This is a genomic window from Weissella coleopterorum (assembly GCF_011304355.1).
Lineage (GTDB): Bacteria > Bacillota > Bacilli > Lactobacillales > Lactobacillaceae > Weissella > Weissella coleopterorum.
In genome coordinates this window covers 272,190-288,695 of the sequence record NZ_CP049888.1, presented here as the reverse complement: position 1 = coordinate 288,695, position 16,506 = coordinate 272,190, and the positions used below count along the sequence as shown (strand labels likewise).

Genomic DNA, 16,506 nt, shown 5'->3' with positions numbered 1-16,506 from the left:
TAAAATGCTTATTCGTTGATATAGCAGGAATTGGCAGTTTTTGCCGCTTTCTAAATACACACCAAAATACACAATATATCTCCCGACTCAAAATAAACTTTCTTTCAATCTTCATCTATATTATAGGTAGATAAATAAAAAATACTGTTCGCTACTGTTATTTACTGTTCCAAACTAAAAAAGCCTACCAACTAGAAATCTAGTCAGTAGGCTTTTAATTTATATTAATGATTCAACAATGCGTCTGCATCAAACCAAGTACCATCATAATTTCCACCCCATGAGATATAAATACCATTCGTAGGTTCATCATACTTATCAATCGTACCGCTATTATATCCATCGTCAAATGCAATCATTGCTCCGGGTTCAACATTATTATTATCCCCGCCATCAGTTCGATGTACTAATGCAAGTGGAATTCCATTATCCAACCAATTAGCGCTATCTCCACCAGCCATCTCATAACTGATAGCTTGCCACATACCATAGATGTTTTTAACCTCATTTACCTTAAATGGCTTATTCAATGTAAAACTACTATCTTGTTTGAATGCTTTCATTCCTTCTGTTTCATTATCATGAACTTCATTGCTTGCCCCACCAGTACCACCAGCTGCTTCACGAGTATATTGAATTAACTTATCAATATCTAATCCACCGGGACATTGTGTGGCCGTGATCTCCCCATGCAATTTGATAGCACTTCGATCAATTGGTAGTCCATAACGAATACAAATATCAGCTAATAATTTACCGCCAGATCGTAATGTCTCATCTCCGACTTCCCAATTTGGCGCACCAGTCGAGTTTAAAAATTCCAGTCCAATCGAACGATTGTTAATATCACTAATTTTAGGAACATCTGCTCCTCCAGTTCCGCCAGCATGATAAGCGACAAAGTTCTCGCCTAGTACACCAATGATTTCGCCGTTAGCAATTTCATAATGTGCTGATGTAAACGCTCCTGATCCCACTACCCAAGTACCAATTGCCACATCTTTATTAGTTGTCGCATTGTGATGGACCACTACGAAATCAACTGCTCGTGTTCGCTCTCCGCCGTTATAAACTGGGCGTGAATCTAAACTAGTTGCTAAATTTGAATATACCTCTGCCATTATTAATTCCTCCTATTTAATGTCATTTCGACTGCCGTACGTTTGTGATACTTGCTTTTGATCTTTCTTTGCTGAATTAGGTTCAGTTTTGATCTTCCCTAATTTAACGTGATACTCATCTTCAATAAACTTCTCTAACCAGTCTGGCGGATTATATCCAGCTAATTTTGCATTGGCCAAGATTGATTTAACCCAATACCAAGCAATTAACAGGAATACCAAAAAGGCAATTACATCAAAAATAACTGGATTAAAATTAATTGCTAATCCAGCAATATGATCCGGTGCTAACGATAATGGAATTTCCACAATCCAAATTAAAACCGGCATTAAGGCTAATGGTATTGACTTAATCAATCCACCTAATCCACCCCCACTAGTAATAGCCACACCTCGACGTCTTCGCCACGTATTAGCAAATACTGTATCAATCATCATAAATAAAAACAGAACCGTCGTCTCAGTGGCCCCGTTCAAATTCATATACATTAATTTTAAAAACTGCACTATCTTCCCTCTCTCCATAATTAGTGAATAGGGTACCAACCACTTGTGTCTATTCCTAACGTTCCCGGCGTATATTCCTTAGTACTATCTTCTTTTGTGGTTTGTTGCTTATAATAAATGTCCCTTGATCCCTTTTTTAGTAAGAAAAAACCAATAAATCCAGTTCTATGAGTAACGTCTGTAATTCCAGACCATGTTGCCCAAGGAAGTCTTACATCATAGGCTGGCACCGGAACGCCAGCTGGAATTTGTGCACCAGTTTTTTTACTCCCATCACTAGTAGGAACATTTTTTAACGATCCAGCTACTACAACCCCAACTCCAGTATCGGTGACATGAAATTGGATTGCTCCAGAAACTCCGAATAGAGTAGCTGAATAGTCTTTAACAGATAACGCCGCTTTTTTGTGAATTGCATCTGAATCCACTGCCGTTCCATCCGCTTTAATAACATTTACAGCTTTACCATTAATCCACTTATTCAAAGTTCCGCTTGAGGTGAATTCCCATAATTGTCCGGCTGTTCCACCGCTTTGGTAACCAACAAGAATAAAAGCTGATGAATCTGATGCTAATACTGCATTTTCACTACTTGCCACTTTAGGGAATCCAGCTGGTGTTGTTCCAGCGACAATTGCATCCAGTAAGCTAGCAGCAGCTTCACCTCCTCCTAATACCGTAATTCCACCAGAACCAATACCAATAGCTCGGCCATAACCATCAGGACTAGCTAACATACTTAAAATTGCGCCACCGTAAGTATCATCAGTAACAGTATATAGAGCTAATCTGGAAGCAGGACGCTTAGTCATATCTTGCTTGATGGTTTGTTTAAATGTCTTTGTCCCATCGACCGTCTCATCACCGGTTTTATGAATTGCCGTTGAATCAATTACAGTAATATCCTTAGAGCCATCAAATAAAACGCTGTTTATTTTTCTACCGGGGCTCAACTTTGATGCACTTGGGGCATTCCCAGTAGTCGTTCCAGTACCACCATTTGCTACGGGTAACGTTCCAGCGACACCAGGTTTAACATCGGCTGTACCATCAAAATTTGCTGCACTAGTCGATGACAAATTCGTTTGAATACTCCGACCTGTTAATAATTTAATAGCCGTACCAGCAGTACCGGTAATACTTCCAATAATCTTTTGTAGAAAAGTCTTGTTGCCATCAATAGATTCATCTTTCTTTTTATGAACAATATTCATATCTAGATTATTCATTTCTGAGACAGTAAAAAAACGTTCCCATTTATTGAAAACGGAACCGTTTATTGAACGATAATATTGTTTGTTAGTCTGTAAATCAATAAAACGCTGTTCAAAGCTCTCAACAACTAGAACAAATACTTCACCAGCTTCATCAGGCTTATTTGTAGTAATTTTGTCCAAAGATGTTGCTAAATATAAGCCATTAGTCATCTTATTTAAATCTACTGCAGTATTTAAGTCTAATGTATTAACTCGATTAGTAGTCCCTGAATTTCCCGAAACGCTACCGTTGATTGTTTTAAGAAACTTCTTAATCCCATCGACATTTTCATTATTAAATAAATGAACTACTTTATCGTCATCAGCTTTCAATGCGTCCTTAGAATCAATATAACTCATTAATGCAATATAATCTTCTACGGTTAGCATTCCCGCTAATTGTGTATTGATCGTAACTACGGAAGTGTCTGAGATAGCAAAAGATACGTCTAATGCGATTGACTGCCCTGATATACCATCATATTTAGGAATAGTTGTTACTTCATTTGTAAAAATAACTCCTAAAATAAAGTTTGAATCGTTATATTGCCCAATGATTGCAACACTTTTCAAAGAGTAATCAATAGTTACATCCAAATTATCTAAAATCAACCGTGATTCAATTGTATTATTAGGCTTTGCTGTTACTGTCCCAACGGGTTTAAATTGTTTAGGATTATTTGCTTGAATTTGATCATATTCAATTTGCTTATTAATAACCTTATCAAAGGTATAAAATGACATAATTGCCATTTTACCTTTATTTGCCAACACTTCAGAAATGACTTTCAAACCTTCGTCTGTAAATTCAAATGCTGAAAACTTATTCGACATTTATGCCCCTCCTTTTTTTCATATACTTTATAAATTAATGTAGAACTTGAGATTCCACGTATTGATAATACGGAATTAGAGCGGTCTATAAAACTAATCTCATCAACGCGAATTCCAGCCGCCACTCCATCTCTAATTCGATTGATAATATAATTTTGCTCCCAATCTTCGTCAATCCACTGTAGAGGAATATTTTTAATGGATATGGCCAATGGTTCACCAGTATCTACACCCTTATAACTATAATTTCTTAGTGGGGTAATTGTAATCCCATCGGGTTTTACATTTAACGATTGACTGATAATATCCAACAACCCATTAACTGTGGTCCGACCTGAATTCAATGCCATTTTGGATCTTATCATAATACGATAAAAAACATCATCGGCTTCTCCTCGTGGTTGATTATAGTTATCGCCAATTTCATCCAAAACTTTTCCTTTTGCATCATCAAGTGACCGCATTTTTTCAATTTGGTTAAATAAATGAACTAATAATCCGAATTCATAATTGAAAAAAGAAGCTAATTTATTAAAATTATCATCTAATTTATTCAGTGGTCCTGGTAGATGATTCAAGAAAAATTTTTTAAAGTCAAATTCCATCGCGTGTAATCTCCATACTTTCACTTGTTGATGTAGCTGTCGCAAATTGTTCAAGTTTAATATCGGCCATCGACAAGTTTTCCAATGAATCACCGATCTTAACTTCTGCTACAACAATCCCTTTAACGTTGTCATATATATACTTGTAAAGGTAAGAATATCTAACAGAATCGCCCATTTTAACCGTATCTAGATATTCCAAAATAGCCTGTTCAACTTGCTTTTCTCCATCCAACTCAAAGTCAGAATTAACCGAAAGTTTTACATTTACATAAATAACTTGTTTCTTAGCAAAATCAAATGCAACATGATTATTTGGATTACCTGATAAATCAGTTATGTTAAATTCCTTACTTCCAACCATCAAAATTCCAGCAGCTACCGATTCAAACAAAGCAGTTGAAATATGTTTCTCTTCACCACCATCCACATAAACATGTATCGATTTAGCAGGGTTATCATATTCATCTATTTCCATAGTATTGTTTAAAATAACTTGAACATTTTTAACTCCTGGAACCTTCATAACAGCTGAGATAACACCATTAACCGGACTTGATGGCTTTGTATCATTAGCTAAGCGAACACGACGGGCTAATTCTGCATCTGTTTCATTATCTGATCCGCCCTCTGCTTGCTCTGGATTAGTTACTGAAAATATATCTGCCGTAACTTCCAATTGATTAACAATTGTATTAGCCGGGACATTATATTCTGAACCTAGTTCAACAGCGTATGCAATTCCTTGATTGGTACCTTTATTATTCAAGATAACTGAACTTCCCAATTGATACACTTTATCATCACTAGTTTTGAATAATGATCCACTAGGAATTACATATCCTGGTGTACCTGTAAAAGATAGATCAACAATAGATCTAGTCGCAGTATTTCGATTGATACCAAAATTGGCAGCAATTCTATCTAATGAAACGCCCGAAGCAGTATTTAAATATTGAGAATAATACACTTTCTCAGATAACTGATAAACTAAGTCAAAAAAGAATGCCAACATTCTAATGATAATACCAGCAACTGAATGTGAAGACACATCACTATTTGAACCAAATAACTCAATCCACTTAGAAGACAATTCTCGAACTAATTCCATCTTGGCCGGTCTGGAAAAACCATTCTCATTTAACATCTAACTTAACCTCCACTTCTTCATAATCTTTTTGATCTGATTCATTGCTACCAATATATAATTTTAATTTAACCAACACCGCTCTATGAGATTTTTCAATTGAGATCTGGAAATTATCAAAGCGGCTAATCTGAGCGTCACTTTGCAATACGTTTTGAATTGCATCTTTTATAATTCGCTCATCATATTTTTCACCCAAAATATTTTCAATATCTAAACCCATTGATTTATCTTCAATAAATTCACCAAGCTGTGTCTCTAATAATATTGTGATTCCTTGTTTTACCTGTTCAATATCATCAACTGGTTTACCAAAATCAATACCACCTTCATCAGATAACTTAATATCGATCATTCCGATCCTCCTTAGTAAATATCAATAACAAAAGCATCATTCAAGCTGTGCATACGTTTGCTGCTTAACTCAAATGTCTCATTATCTCCATTAAAATTTGCAATAGAGCGATCTAAAAACATAACTAATACAACATCATTCACTTCAATTTCTTGTCTTAGACGTTTCCCGACATGAACTCCAACTAATATAGGACGCTTATCTCCATCGCTCTTTAATGCCAATGGTTGTACATACGCTTTTCTGTCGTCATCATATAGCTTAATAACTCGACCTAACTGAGATACATTAATTTCACTCTTAATAGCATCCGGAAGTACATGTAGAAAAAATGATACATCATTATTTCTATTTTTAATCTTACCCATCTATTGAACTCCAATCTCTAACGAAGTTATGGGGTTAGTACCATCAAAAGAATGTTCACCGCTAATAACCGTACCTGTAACATCAACGAATGTACTCTTAACATGGACATATTCACCGGTTGTAATTCTATAATTCAAGATACTATCCACAGAATACTGATATTTACCATTACCATCGTTATCTTCACTTTTAACCCAATCATCATCACGACGTTCCATCACTGGTGAACTTATCATTCCTGATTCAGTGTTCAATTGCCACGTCCCCGTGTTATTTCCGTCATACATATGTCTAAAAGTAAGTTGGCCTCTACGATAATATAATGCGGAATGACAATCCTCTGCTATTTCTGATAGAGCATCAAATGGAGACCCATCCACACTATATCCTTCTTTATATACATGATTCTCCTTCATCGAAATTACATTTAAATTTATCCCTGATGTTTGAGTTATTTTATTAATAATCGTCCTTGCTGATGTCCCCTCGCCGAATGTCAATTTGATATCTTTCTTCTTTCGATATTCTTCTCCCTCGACAACTCTCAAAATATACTGCTGGTCAGCATCTTCAAAATTTGGAATAGTGGTTCGAAAAATATGTCCGTCAAATATTATTCCAACATCATCTTTATATCCTGCTCTGATCTGAACACGATCTCCTTGATGGATTCTGTTCAAACTAATTTGGCTCATGTTCCAAATTGTTACTTCACCAATACTTTGATCACTAGAATTATCAAACGGCAGGCTAAATTCTATGTCCAAAGAACCACCCAAATCGTTGGTAGATTTATGAATGTAGTGCATGACCGCTGATTCTGTGTAAATATCCACATATACTTCAAATAAAAATTGTTTCTTACCCATTACAAATATTCTCCATCAGCCTCTAATGTCATTAAATACAAAAAAACCGTTACACCTAAATTGTCTGGCGTAATGGTCTTTTCTTTTAAACTTTCATCAAATGGCATAATATCAACATTTGGAATTCTAGGATCATTCAATCCATTCCATAGTTTTCGTCCATATGATAGCTTTTCACCAATAATTATAGGATCCATATTGTTATCAAACAAATCTACAGTGTAAAAACTCCCTACTGTATTAAAATCAAATTTCAAATATACATTTTTACCAGCTAATTCAATTTCAAATATTTCAGGTAGGTCCTCTTTATCAATTTCAATATAAACTCTCTTTGACATTATTTAACCCTCGCTCTCACTCCAACTGGAATTTGCCTATCTGGCCAATGATTCCATGATCTGAGCTGATCAATAGATGTACCGTATTGTTGCCACCATCCCCAATATGTATTACCAGGAACAACCGTAACCCATACCCCATCATTTGGTGTAGCTTGCTTTTTGCCATAGTTTTTATTTTTTACCCAATTTAAATTAACTTTATATAGGGCTGTCAATTCAATTTCAAACTTTACTGCATTTGCAAAACCGCCCTCATCATAAGTTTTACTTAGATGAGAGATAATAACATTATCATGACGAATAGCTCCGTGATACTGTAATTCTTCACCTTCTTGTGACCACCAAAGAAGCTGTATATATCGATTATCTACTTCTGATTGATCACGTCCCATTATCAATCCTGTAAACGAAAATATCTTGTTGTTTGCCTGAACGTGGTCCGTAATCGGTGAACCTGTTTCAATCGGATGTGTTGATACATTCATCTCAACCGATTCATTTTCAGATTCGACCATTATTTCAATTTTTTGTCCTTTGGAATTTTTTAAATATGCCATTTATGCCTCCAATAATTAAATCGTCACTGAATTCATAACAATACTCAATTTTTCTCCGATTTTATTTGCGATTGTATCCGCATCGTTGGCACTAGCATTCCCATTAACATTAATATTCATATTAATTTCCACACTTTTACTTCCGCCTGAGCTAGTTCCAAACGCTTGTTTAGCACCACCAGTTCCATTTGCATATCTAGGGAACATCTTACGAGTAGAATTACCATCTAATACTTGTGTACCTTGTGGCAACACGGTATGAACATTACGTTCATTAGGAAATAGTCCTACTAGACCGTTTGGCAACATGAATGCTTCACGCCAATTTGAACCTGGTGCATCATTTACTAATGCAGCACCACCACTGTGACCTCCGGCAGTTGTTCCATTCGCATAATGTGGCATAAGGCTAGAGAACGCTGAACGAGCACCTGCCGTACCGCTAGCAAGCTTAGAAGATCCCTTACCGGTAACATTAGCAGTTATGGTTACTGTCTTAGACTTCAATCCATTAATCGCTGATTGAAGCGCTTTTACTTTACCCGATGCCGTGTCAGCTGAACTTCCAATTTTACTGAATGAACTAGCAACCTTACTAGTAGCTGATTTAGCTGCATTAACCATTCCGTTCAAACTAGTCTTTAATGAGTTGGTAGCCTTATCAGCACCACTCTTGACTGACGATGACCACTTACTTGAACCAGATTTAATTGCTGAATCAACCTTGTTCATTTCGCTTTTAACATTACTAGTCAATTTACTAAATGCACTTTTAGCAGCATTACCCGCCTTAATTCCGTTTTTTAGAGTATTAGTAATCTTTGTAGCACCAGATTTAGCAGCACTATTGGCTTTATTCATTCCTGATTTGGTTGCTGAACTTAACTTATTCATTTCCTTTTTAAGGCCATTGCTTGCACCTTTGCCCAAATTCTTGAATGACTTACTGAAGCTTTTTGATGCACTCTTAGCTGTTTTGTTTGCCTTATTCAAAGAGGTTTTCGTTACCTTAGAAATTTTATCTAGGTTCTTCTTAATTCCCTTTTCGGCACCTCTACCCATATTTTTAAAAGACTTAGCAAATTTCTTAGATGCACTTTTAGCAGTCTTATTAGCTTTATTCAATGAAGTCTTGGTAACTTTTGAAATTTTATTCAAATTCTTTTTGATACCCTTTTCAGCGCCCTTACCCATGTTCTTAAATGCTTTACTAAATTTTTTAGAAGCGCCTTTTGCTGATTTATTTGCTTTATTTAAGGCAGATTTAGTCGATTTACCCAGTTTACCTAGATTTTTCTTAATACCTTTTTCTGCACCTTTACCAACATTTTTTAACGACTTACCAATACCCTTAGCTCCATCACTAGCCTTCTTTTTAGCACTTTTAAAAGACTTACCAATATCCTTTCCCATTTTACTTAAACGTTTATTATTGGCATTCTTCATTTTATCGTTTTGCTTAGTTACATCTTTAGAATTTTTATTAAAATCTTTTTTGAAGTTTTTAAAACTCTTAGACATACCCTTGGTACTTTTATCAATTTTCTTGCGGTTTTTATCGTGCTCCTTAACCGCTGAATCACTATCATAAACACCTTTTGATGCTTTTTTATCTTTTTTAGGAGATGCTTTCTTAATATTTTTCTTATTGGTTTTTTGTTGTTGCTTCAATTGACCAGTTAAGGTCTTTATCTGATCGACATCCCCATTTGATATTGCATCATTAAGCTTTAACAACTCTTTTTGTTGCTTTGTACTAGTAGACTTACTTGCCTTCTCCATGGCTTTATATGCTGATTGAGAATCCTTCTTACTAATTCCCATCGATCCCAACGAGTCAACAAATTGATCTTTTTGATAAGCTGCTTGTGCACTAGATTGAGCTTTAGAAATTTGACTTGCCTTAGATGGTTTATCTTTGGTTCCCCCAAATAACGATCCTGCCCAAGAACCAACTTTATTTCCAACCCATTGCCCAGCTATTCCACCTGCTACAGTACCTAATGGTCCAAGCAAAGATCCCAATGCACCACCGGCAACGGCACCAACACCGCCACCAACTGCCCCACCAACACCTTTATGACGAGCTAATGATCCAGATTTTGTAGATCCCATAACACTCATGACATCAAGGCCTGACATAATAGCATTTAAACCCGGTAATCCTTTACCTAGAAACTTACCCGCTTTACCAACTGCTCCACCAAACTTACCAACCATACTACCAAATTTAGTTGCGCTTACCGCTGTTCCAAGTGCGCCAACCTTTGATACACCCATTCCAGCAAAGTTCATTAATTTACCTTTAAATCCGCCAGTTCTAGCCACTCTACTCATTCCATTAGTTTCGAGGTATTGCATACTCCTACCTTTTTGACTAACATTACCCCAAAATCCTCCTGAATTAGATGAACCATGTAATCGTTCCATTCTAGTTCCTGGTTTTTTTCCATTTGATCCACCTAATAAATCACTAGCTGATCCCGCAGCGCTACCACCAGCAAACCTATCAACAGCAGCACTAAATGTACCCGTAGCTTTGTTAAAAATAGAATCATTTTTTGGTGTATTTTTGCCAAATCCAAGTAATTTGCTTAATCCTGGAATCATTTTACCAAGTCCCATGGCACCGTCTTTCAAAAGTCCCATGCTTCCTTTAATACCGGCAAAAGCTACTTTAGCGGCTGCAATAGCACCAACTACTTTTCCAACTTCTCCAACAAATCCAGAGAGTTTATCAGCAGTACCTTTGGGCAACATATCTCCAATTTTAGAACCAATACCGCCAATCGTTTTACCAAATCCTTCAATTAGTTTGAATACAGATTTAACACCGTCAAACGCTCCTTTACCAAACGCTGAAGCATAAGGTGCAACTCCTTTTATAAAGCCACCTAAGCCGTTTGCCACTGATGATAATGCTTTAGAAACTCCCTGCGCATTCTTTTCGATTGCTCCTGCATTAGTAAACATTTTAGATAGTCCGCCGACTAAATCTTTAAAAGCGCCACCCTTAGCAATATTGCTTCCAAAAGACTCCATAATCTTAGAAATCCAAGCACCGCTACCAGCTTTAGCTGATCGAAGCATTCCAGGCAAAGTGGAGTTATACCGTTCGGATGCTTTACCAATACCACCAGAATTACCATATTTATCAATGGCTTTGAACGCAGTTTGGGCATCAACATCTTTCCAGTTCCAACCACCCTGAGAATTTTTACCTAACTCATGACCAGTTTCTTTTTTGTACTGTTGTCTAATTTTGCGACTGATTTTACCGTCTAATAAATTCAAACTTTTGGCGATAGTACCCGACATCTTACCTGTATCACCAATGTTACCAACTGCAGTCTTAAATGATTCCATTTCACGCTGATTCAAAGCATTAGCGTCCTGAATGTTAAACATTCCTTTTAGCATACTATTGGTTTTTCCAACGTTTCCAGAATATGCTCCAGCATCAGAAGAATAGATTTGCTTAGCAATGGAATTACCTTCTGCGAAATCATTACCTGCCTTTAAAGAAGTTGCAAACACTGCGTCGTTAGCTCTTCTAGCCTGACCTGTCAATCGCTTACCGGTTACATCACCATGGGCATCTTGAATAGATGTAGCCCACATAGCTTGCCCTTGTTGACGTTGTTTTAATGTTTCCCAACCATTAGCAACAAGTTTCTTAGCACCGTCCATTGCCCCCATAACAGCGGAAGCTCCTAGCATTCCGACTGAGAACATTGATGCTACTTCTTTAAATGAACTTCGTAACTTTTCACCACCAGCACTCAATTTTTCGACATTTTGATGTGCTTGATTTCCAGCTGTATTAGATTGTTTAGTCGCTGCTTCCATCTTCTTATAAGCTTCAGTGACTTTATTAATTTCTGATGCTTGTTTAGCAAATTGTTCACTATTTGATGACTTAACAGTTATATTGGCTTTCTCGGCCATTGAATGTAGTTTCTCAATTGATGCTGTAGCTTTATTTGCACCTTCAACATATCCACTAAAAGTTGACGATCCGCCTGAGCTATGAATACCAGATAATGATTTTGCCTTACTTTCTAATTTATCCAATAAGGAACTTGCTCTTTCCAGCTGATCAAGCCCACTAACATGCATTTCCGTATTGATTGTTGTTGAATATCCTGCCAATTTTATCCTCCTTCCCCATAAATGGCATCATTGTCATCTCTTGCTTTTTATCAGCAAGACCATTTAAATATTGCAATTCTCTTTGAGTCGCCACTTCAACTTCTCGTCTTGTAGCAATCCCCATAATAACTGGCCATTCAAAATACCAATTATCTTCAATTGCTTTCTTTAAATGCAGTTCATTTTTATAACCGTTAGTCGTTAATCTTTCCAAGAAATTCATCAGCCGCATCGATCAACTCATTCATTCCTGGACGCTCATCAAAATCATCAATAGTCAAATTCATTGGATCCACAACAACATGTTCAAGTAACAAATCTGCGAAAATAGTACGTGAAATAATACCATTGGCCATACGTGAATTATCCAAAATTTCCATTGCAGTCCGCATACCTGGATATTGGAATGTATAGCCCCATTCCTTCCCGTTTTTATCGGTATAAGTCCAATTTTCTTGCTTACCATACTTAGATACTTGTGGAACTGGCACGTTCGCTGCTGCTTCTTTTGACTTTGCTGCTGCATTCTTTACCGCTTGATTAGTCTTGGATTCTGTCATTATTAAACCCTCCGTGGTTTTAAGGCCTAGCCTTGTGCTTATTTTATGTGGTCAATTCCACAAATGCTGACTTGGGATTCGAACCCAAGCCAACAAAAAAGCCCCGAAATTATCGAGACCTAAACGAATTCATATATTAATACTCTTACAGAGCAGTTACTTCCATAGACAATGCTTCTACAGTATAAGTCCGCTTTGGTGTATCCTTTCCAAATGCACCATCTGCAGGTTTGGCAATAATACATTGAGTGCTTGATACCTTTTCAAGATCAGATTTAATTACAATTGGAAATACCTTACGTGTATTCGCTAAATTATTCAAGAATTTATGCGATTTTGAATTACCACTCAAATTAATAACAATATTTCCTAAGTGATTATTGTTCTTGGCCAAAGATGGAACACCTTGTGCATCAACAGATGTACGAACTTGTTCTTCCTTAAATGAGTAGGTGATCATATCGTTATCTTGAAATCCTTGAATTACTACACCATCTACGGTTAATACGACGCTTTTAGCGTCATACAATTTAATACCACTATCTGCCATGTTTTAAATTCCTCCTTAAATATTATCGATAGTTCCATGAATAGTTACATCATGAATAGCTCCCGCTCGCGTATATTCAAATGACAATCCATTATATTTACGAGAGGCGACATCAGCAGCTGACATTTGGTCACGAGATAATGCTGTCACAGTAAACTTACCCATACCTGTTTCAGAATCAACTAGAATAATTCCATTTTCTGTGGCAGTTCGCAAGACTGTAGTTACAACAGCTTCGATTTGACCAATTCCAGTAGCATCAAACGTGATCTTGTCGTTATCTTGCAATAACTTTTGAACTTCTGTTTCAAGTTCAGCCCGAATCCAATCATCTGCATGTAATGCGTCAATATAATCACCGCTCAATGTTAATCCTTCTGATGTCTGATCCTTTCCAGCCTTATTAACGTATAAATTAACATGAGAGTCTACAGCTTGTTTTACAACGGCTCCTGATACAATCAGTGGCGTTGAACCTTGCAATCCTTTGAACTTCCAAGTCACAGATCCAGGCGTCTTATTACCAATAGCTCCAACTAATGCTCCAATATTATATTGTGCATCCTTATCGGTCCCAATAATCATTAAAGTTCGAGTGTTATCAATGAATGGTGCTTCCCCAAGAGCTTTTAACTTAGCAATGGTTTCTGAAGCTTCACCTTCAAATCCAGTTCCACTTAATACTAAGAACTTACGCCCAATTGCTTCAATCCCATTAGATAACGCTGTAATATCATTATCAATTCCGGGAATAATTGATGCGAATTCCCAGTCATCTCCACTAACTAAGTCAAATTTCTTAGTAGTTTCTGATGCATCTAGACTGTTAGCTACTCCATAAATATATAGCTTCTTGCCATGACCAGTTTGTGCAAAGAATCCCTTTGCAATTGCATCAGCCTCTACGCCCAAGTCAATTCCTATATCACTAATTTCTTCATAAGAAGACAAAATAACATCTTCTAAAACATTTGATGTATCAACTGATGCGGTTTCTGTTTCGCCTCCATCACCAGAACCGTTACCTGTTCCTGGATCAGCCGGACTAACCACGAAAATTGCCATATTTCCCAAATTTAATGGGACGGCCGGCGTTTGAACATCTAAGACAACGTGTACATCTAATAAATCACTTGCCATTTTAAATTCCTTTCATAACTCTAAATAAAAATCATCTACATAAAAATAGATGACTTAAGTTTCATTAAATTCAATTGAATCCATTTCTGGAATATCATCACCATACGGATCTCTAAGCCTTAGCCGCATATCAAATCCAACCATGAATTTATCATTGTCTTTGCTTTGAATTGACCTAATATTTGTAGGCATTACTTCAACAATAATAATTTCTTGCTTCCGCAAGTCTTCTCGTGCAGTGTCTGAATACATTAATTTCCGTAAATTTTCTGCTAAATTCAATGCTTGCAACTTTGTATACGAAAACAATGTAAAACTCACAACAGCTTCAAATATTTCGTGCTCATTTATATCATGATCATCATAAATATTAATGTGAGGACTAATTACATCGAAAATTACAAAGGGGGATTAGGTTGCTGACCAACTCCACCCGCTTCAATCATTGTTAATCTTTGTTGTTCTTGAATAATTTGAGAAAAGGATTTATATAAACCGCCATAATCAAAAGTCTGTTCCATCAAGCCCTCCTTCCCGTGTTAATTCATATTGAACAACATTCGAATAATCTAAATATGATTGCTTTCGTGTCACTTTCCATGTGGTTCCATTATGAATGACTTTAGTCCCAACTGAATAATCATGTTCTGAAAACCATGCTGCCTTATCACTCATATCGTCGCCTTGATTATTGCTTTCCAATAATCCAGCTAGTATGGACCCTGATATTTCAAATGTTAGAAACGGCTCATTCAGTTCAATTGATTTAGTTGGTGCTTCCTTCCACACTCCATCAACCCATTCCCCAGATTCTTTATCATCATCAAGGACGGTCAATGGAACTCCAAACATTTGAATCAATGAATCCATATCCAAATAAAACGCCATTATCAATGCTCCTTATGTGTAATCGATCCACGCATATCACCGGTATCAATCAATGGACGGCTTGAACCCTTATGCCTGATAGTCGACAAAGCAAGTGAAGCGAAGTTACCAGAATCAATCGTCGACTTAATATCATCAGCCATTTTCTTCCCAAGTTTAACTCCAACTGACTGTCCACTAATACTACCTCTAAAAACATTCACCATATCCCGACCAACCTGTTGACTCCATTCAGCTTCATGCTCATATTGACTATTACGTAAGAATGGACGTGCAGGAATACCCCTACTCGTCCCATATTCATTCCACATAGCTTTATCTTGAGCAAAACTACCAAATATACCAGCTTCAACTTTTTGACCGTCAACGGTCTTTAAACGAGTAATTATTTCATCAAAATCGAAATTTTTTTCAACAGTAGTGCTAAAACCAATATCCATAATAAACCACCTACATAAATGTGACTCTGTTTCGATGATGATCGGTTAGTGTGTCTAACAAATTATTGTATTGATTAAGATAATCACTTTTAAATGAATCGTTTTTATAGGTAACTTCCATAACTGACAATTTTTGTTTCACAACATTGTTATTTTTACCATTAACTACACTTGCATAGTGAGCGGCTAAATAACTGGCAGCAATAACCAACATCGGATCAACAAATCCATCAGCTTCCGCAATTAAAATAGCATCACTAGCTAGAGTAGATAATGTTTTATCATCAAGACTACTAAATTGCGGAGCGATTATTTTAATTCTTTCAACTACATCAGCTGTTTTAACCATAATTACACCAATCTCAATTTACGGCCAACTCTAACAACGTTAGAAGTCATGTTATTTAACTTCTTAATCTTAGCAACTGATTTAGCAAACTTATTTGCAATAGCCACCAAAGTGTCCCCCTCAACTACCGTGTAATAATTTTCATCTGGAATATCATTAGTTGGTCCGCCTTTGCTGTTTCCACCCATGATAATATCTGACCAAGAATCACTAGCCGGCTCTGTTGGTACATAAGGCACATCTGGAATATCAACAATTGAATCAGAAGTTTCTGGCTTCGGATTTTTTGTCGGGGTATTAGTGGTAACGTCCTCCATAGGATCTGATTCCGAATTATCCTCTTCTAAAGGAATTAAATTCAATAATTCACTCTTACTCAATGATCCTGAATACTCAATACCATTTTCATCTAAAAACTTTTTAATGTCATTAACTGTACTTTTGTCATTAACTTGAGTCATTT

Annotated in this window: 21 protein-coding genes; all 21 read right to left on the bottom strand. The window is 36.5% G+C overall.

The window, feature by feature from the left end; translation table 11 throughout:
- Positions 1–224 precede the first annotated feature (224 nt).
- The 21 genes from G7084_RS01580 to G7084_RS01485 all read right to left on the bottom strand — a co-directional run bounded on the left by G7084_RS01580 (position 225) and on the right by G7084_RS01485 (position 16,504).
- Complete coding sequence (locus G7084_RS01580; protein ID WP_166009421.1) at positions 225–1,121, bottom strand: peptidoglycan recognition protein family protein; 897 nt, start codon at positions 1,119–1,121, stop codon at positions 225–227.
- Positions 1,122–1,133: 12 nt separating this feature from the next.
- The gene (locus G7084_RS01575) at positions 1,134–1,628 is read right to left on the bottom strand and encodes a phage holin family protein (protein ID WP_246163835.1); all 495 of its coding nucleotides are present in this window, start codon (positions 1,626–1,628) and stop codon (positions 1,134–1,136) included.
- Between the two features lie 20 nt (positions 1,629–1,648).
- Positions 1,649–3,718 (bottom strand): pyocin knob domain-containing protein, encoded by a 2,070-nt coding sequence (locus G7084_RS01570; RefSeq protein ID WP_166009419.1) that lies wholly within the window; start codon positions 3,716–3,718, stop codon positions 1,649–1,651.
- The gene (locus tag G7084_RS01565; RefSeq protein WP_166009417.1) at positions 3,673–4,323 is read right to left on the bottom strand and encodes a hypothetical protein; all 651 of its coding nucleotides are present in this window, start codon (positions 4,321–4,323) and stop codon (positions 3,673–3,675) included. The genes G7084_RS01570 and G7084_RS01565 overlap by 46 nt, the downstream gene beginning before the upstream one ends.
- Positions 4,313–5,470, bottom strand: coding sequence for a baseplate J/gp47 family protein (locus G7084_RS01560; protein ID WP_166009415.1), 1,158 nt, complete (start codon positions 5,468–5,470; stop codon positions 4,313–4,315). The genes G7084_RS01565 and G7084_RS01560 overlap by 11 nt, the downstream gene beginning before the upstream one ends.
- Positions 5,460–5,825 carry a contractile injection system sheath initiator gene (locus G7084_RS01555; protein WP_166009413.1) on the bottom strand — a complete coding sequence of 122 codons (366 nt, stop codon included), beginning with the start codon at positions 5,823–5,825 and terminating at the stop codon, positions 5,460–5,462. The genes G7084_RS01560 and G7084_RS01555 overlap by 11 nt, the downstream gene beginning before the upstream one ends.
- Positions 5,826–5,836: 11 nt before the next feature.
- Complete coding sequence (locus G7084_RS01550) at positions 5,837–6,193, bottom strand: ABC transporter substrate-binding protein (protein WP_166009411.1); 357 nt, start codon at positions 6,191–6,193, stop codon at positions 5,837–5,839.
- Positions 6,194–7,063, bottom strand: a complete 870-nt coding sequence (locus G7084_RS01545) for a phage protein (protein WP_166009409.1) — start codon at positions 7,061–7,063, stop codon at positions 6,194–6,196.
- Entirely contained in the window at positions 7,063–7,404 is a 342-nt protein-coding gene (locus G7084_RS01540; protein ID WP_166009407.1) for a phage baseplate plug family protein, read from the bottom strand. The genes G7084_RS01545 and G7084_RS01540 overlap by 1 nt, the downstream gene beginning before the upstream one ends.
- Positions 7,404–7,964 carry a LysM peptidoglycan-binding domain-containing protein gene (locus G7084_RS01535; protein ID WP_166009405.1) on the bottom strand — a complete coding sequence of 187 codons (561 nt, stop codon included), beginning with the start codon at positions 7,962–7,964 and terminating at the stop codon, positions 7,404–7,406. The genes G7084_RS01540 and G7084_RS01535 overlap by 1 nt, the downstream gene beginning before the upstream one ends.
- Positions 7,965–7,979: 15 nt before the next feature.
- Positions 7,980–12,116 (bottom strand): hypothetical protein, encoded by a 4,137-nt coding sequence (locus tag G7084_RS01530; protein ID WP_166009403.1) that lies wholly within the window; start codon positions 12,114–12,116, stop codon positions 7,980–7,982.
- Positions 12,073–12,330 carry a hypothetical protein gene (locus tag G7084_RS01525; protein WP_166008872.1) on the bottom strand — a complete coding sequence of 86 codons (258 nt, stop codon included), beginning with the start codon at positions 12,328–12,330 and terminating at the stop codon, positions 12,073–12,075. Before G7084_RS01525 ends, G7084_RS01530 begins: the two co-directional genes overlap by 44 nt.
- On the bottom strand, positions 12,311–12,676 hold the full coding sequence (locus G7084_RS01520) for a hypothetical protein (RefSeq protein ID WP_166009401.1): 366 nt from the start codon (positions 12,674–12,676) through the stop codon (positions 12,311–12,313). The genes G7084_RS01525 and G7084_RS01520 overlap by 20 nt, the downstream gene beginning before the upstream one ends.
- A gap of 145 nt (positions 12,677–12,821) precedes the next feature.
- The gene (locus G7084_RS01515) at positions 12,822–13,226 is read right to left on the bottom strand and encodes a phage structural protein (protein WP_166009399.1); all 405 of its coding nucleotides are present in this window, start codon (positions 13,224–13,226) and stop codon (positions 12,822–12,824) included.
- 15 nt (positions 13,227–13,241) lie between these two features.
- Positions 13,242–14,366 (bottom strand): DUF3383 family protein, encoded by a 1,125-nt coding sequence (locus G7084_RS01510; RefSeq protein WP_166009397.1) that lies wholly within the window; start codon positions 14,364–14,366, stop codon positions 13,242–13,244.
- Positions 14,367–14,420: 54 nt separating this feature from the next.
- The gene (locus G7084_RS01505; protein ID WP_425508991.1) at positions 14,421–14,717 is read right to left on the bottom strand and encodes a phage neck terminator protein; all 297 of its coding nucleotides are present in this window, start codon (positions 14,715–14,717) and stop codon (positions 14,421–14,423) included.
- Between the two features lie 47 nt (positions 14,718–14,764).
- Positions 14,765–14,887 carry a hypothetical protein gene (locus G7084_RS08335; RefSeq protein WP_281346937.1) on the bottom strand — a complete coding sequence of 41 codons (123 nt, stop codon included), beginning with the start codon at positions 14,885–14,887 and terminating at the stop codon, positions 14,765–14,767.
- On the bottom strand, positions 14,871–15,254 hold the full coding sequence (locus G7084_RS01500) for a hypothetical protein (RefSeq protein WP_166009393.1): 384 nt from the start codon (positions 15,252–15,254) through the stop codon (positions 14,871–14,873). Before G7084_RS01500 ends, G7084_RS08335 begins: the two co-directional genes overlap by 17 nt.
- Before the next feature lie 2 nt (positions 15,255–15,256).
- Complete coding sequence (locus tag G7084_RS01495) at positions 15,257–15,694, bottom strand: hypothetical protein (RefSeq protein WP_166009391.1); 438 nt, start codon at positions 15,692–15,694, stop codon at positions 15,257–15,259.
- 10 nt (positions 15,695–15,704) lie between these two features.
- On the bottom strand, positions 15,705–16,043 hold the full coding sequence (locus tag G7084_RS01490) for a DUF4054 domain-containing protein (protein WP_166009389.1): 339 nt from the start codon (positions 16,041–16,043) through the stop codon (positions 15,705–15,707).
- Positions 16,044–16,045: 2 nt separating this feature from the next.
- Complete coding sequence (locus tag G7084_RS01485; protein ID WP_166009387.1) at positions 16,046–16,504, bottom strand: LysM peptidoglycan-binding domain-containing protein; 459 nt, start codon at positions 16,502–16,504, stop codon at positions 16,046–16,048.
- Between the last annotated feature and the right edge of the window lie 2 nt (positions 16,505–16,506).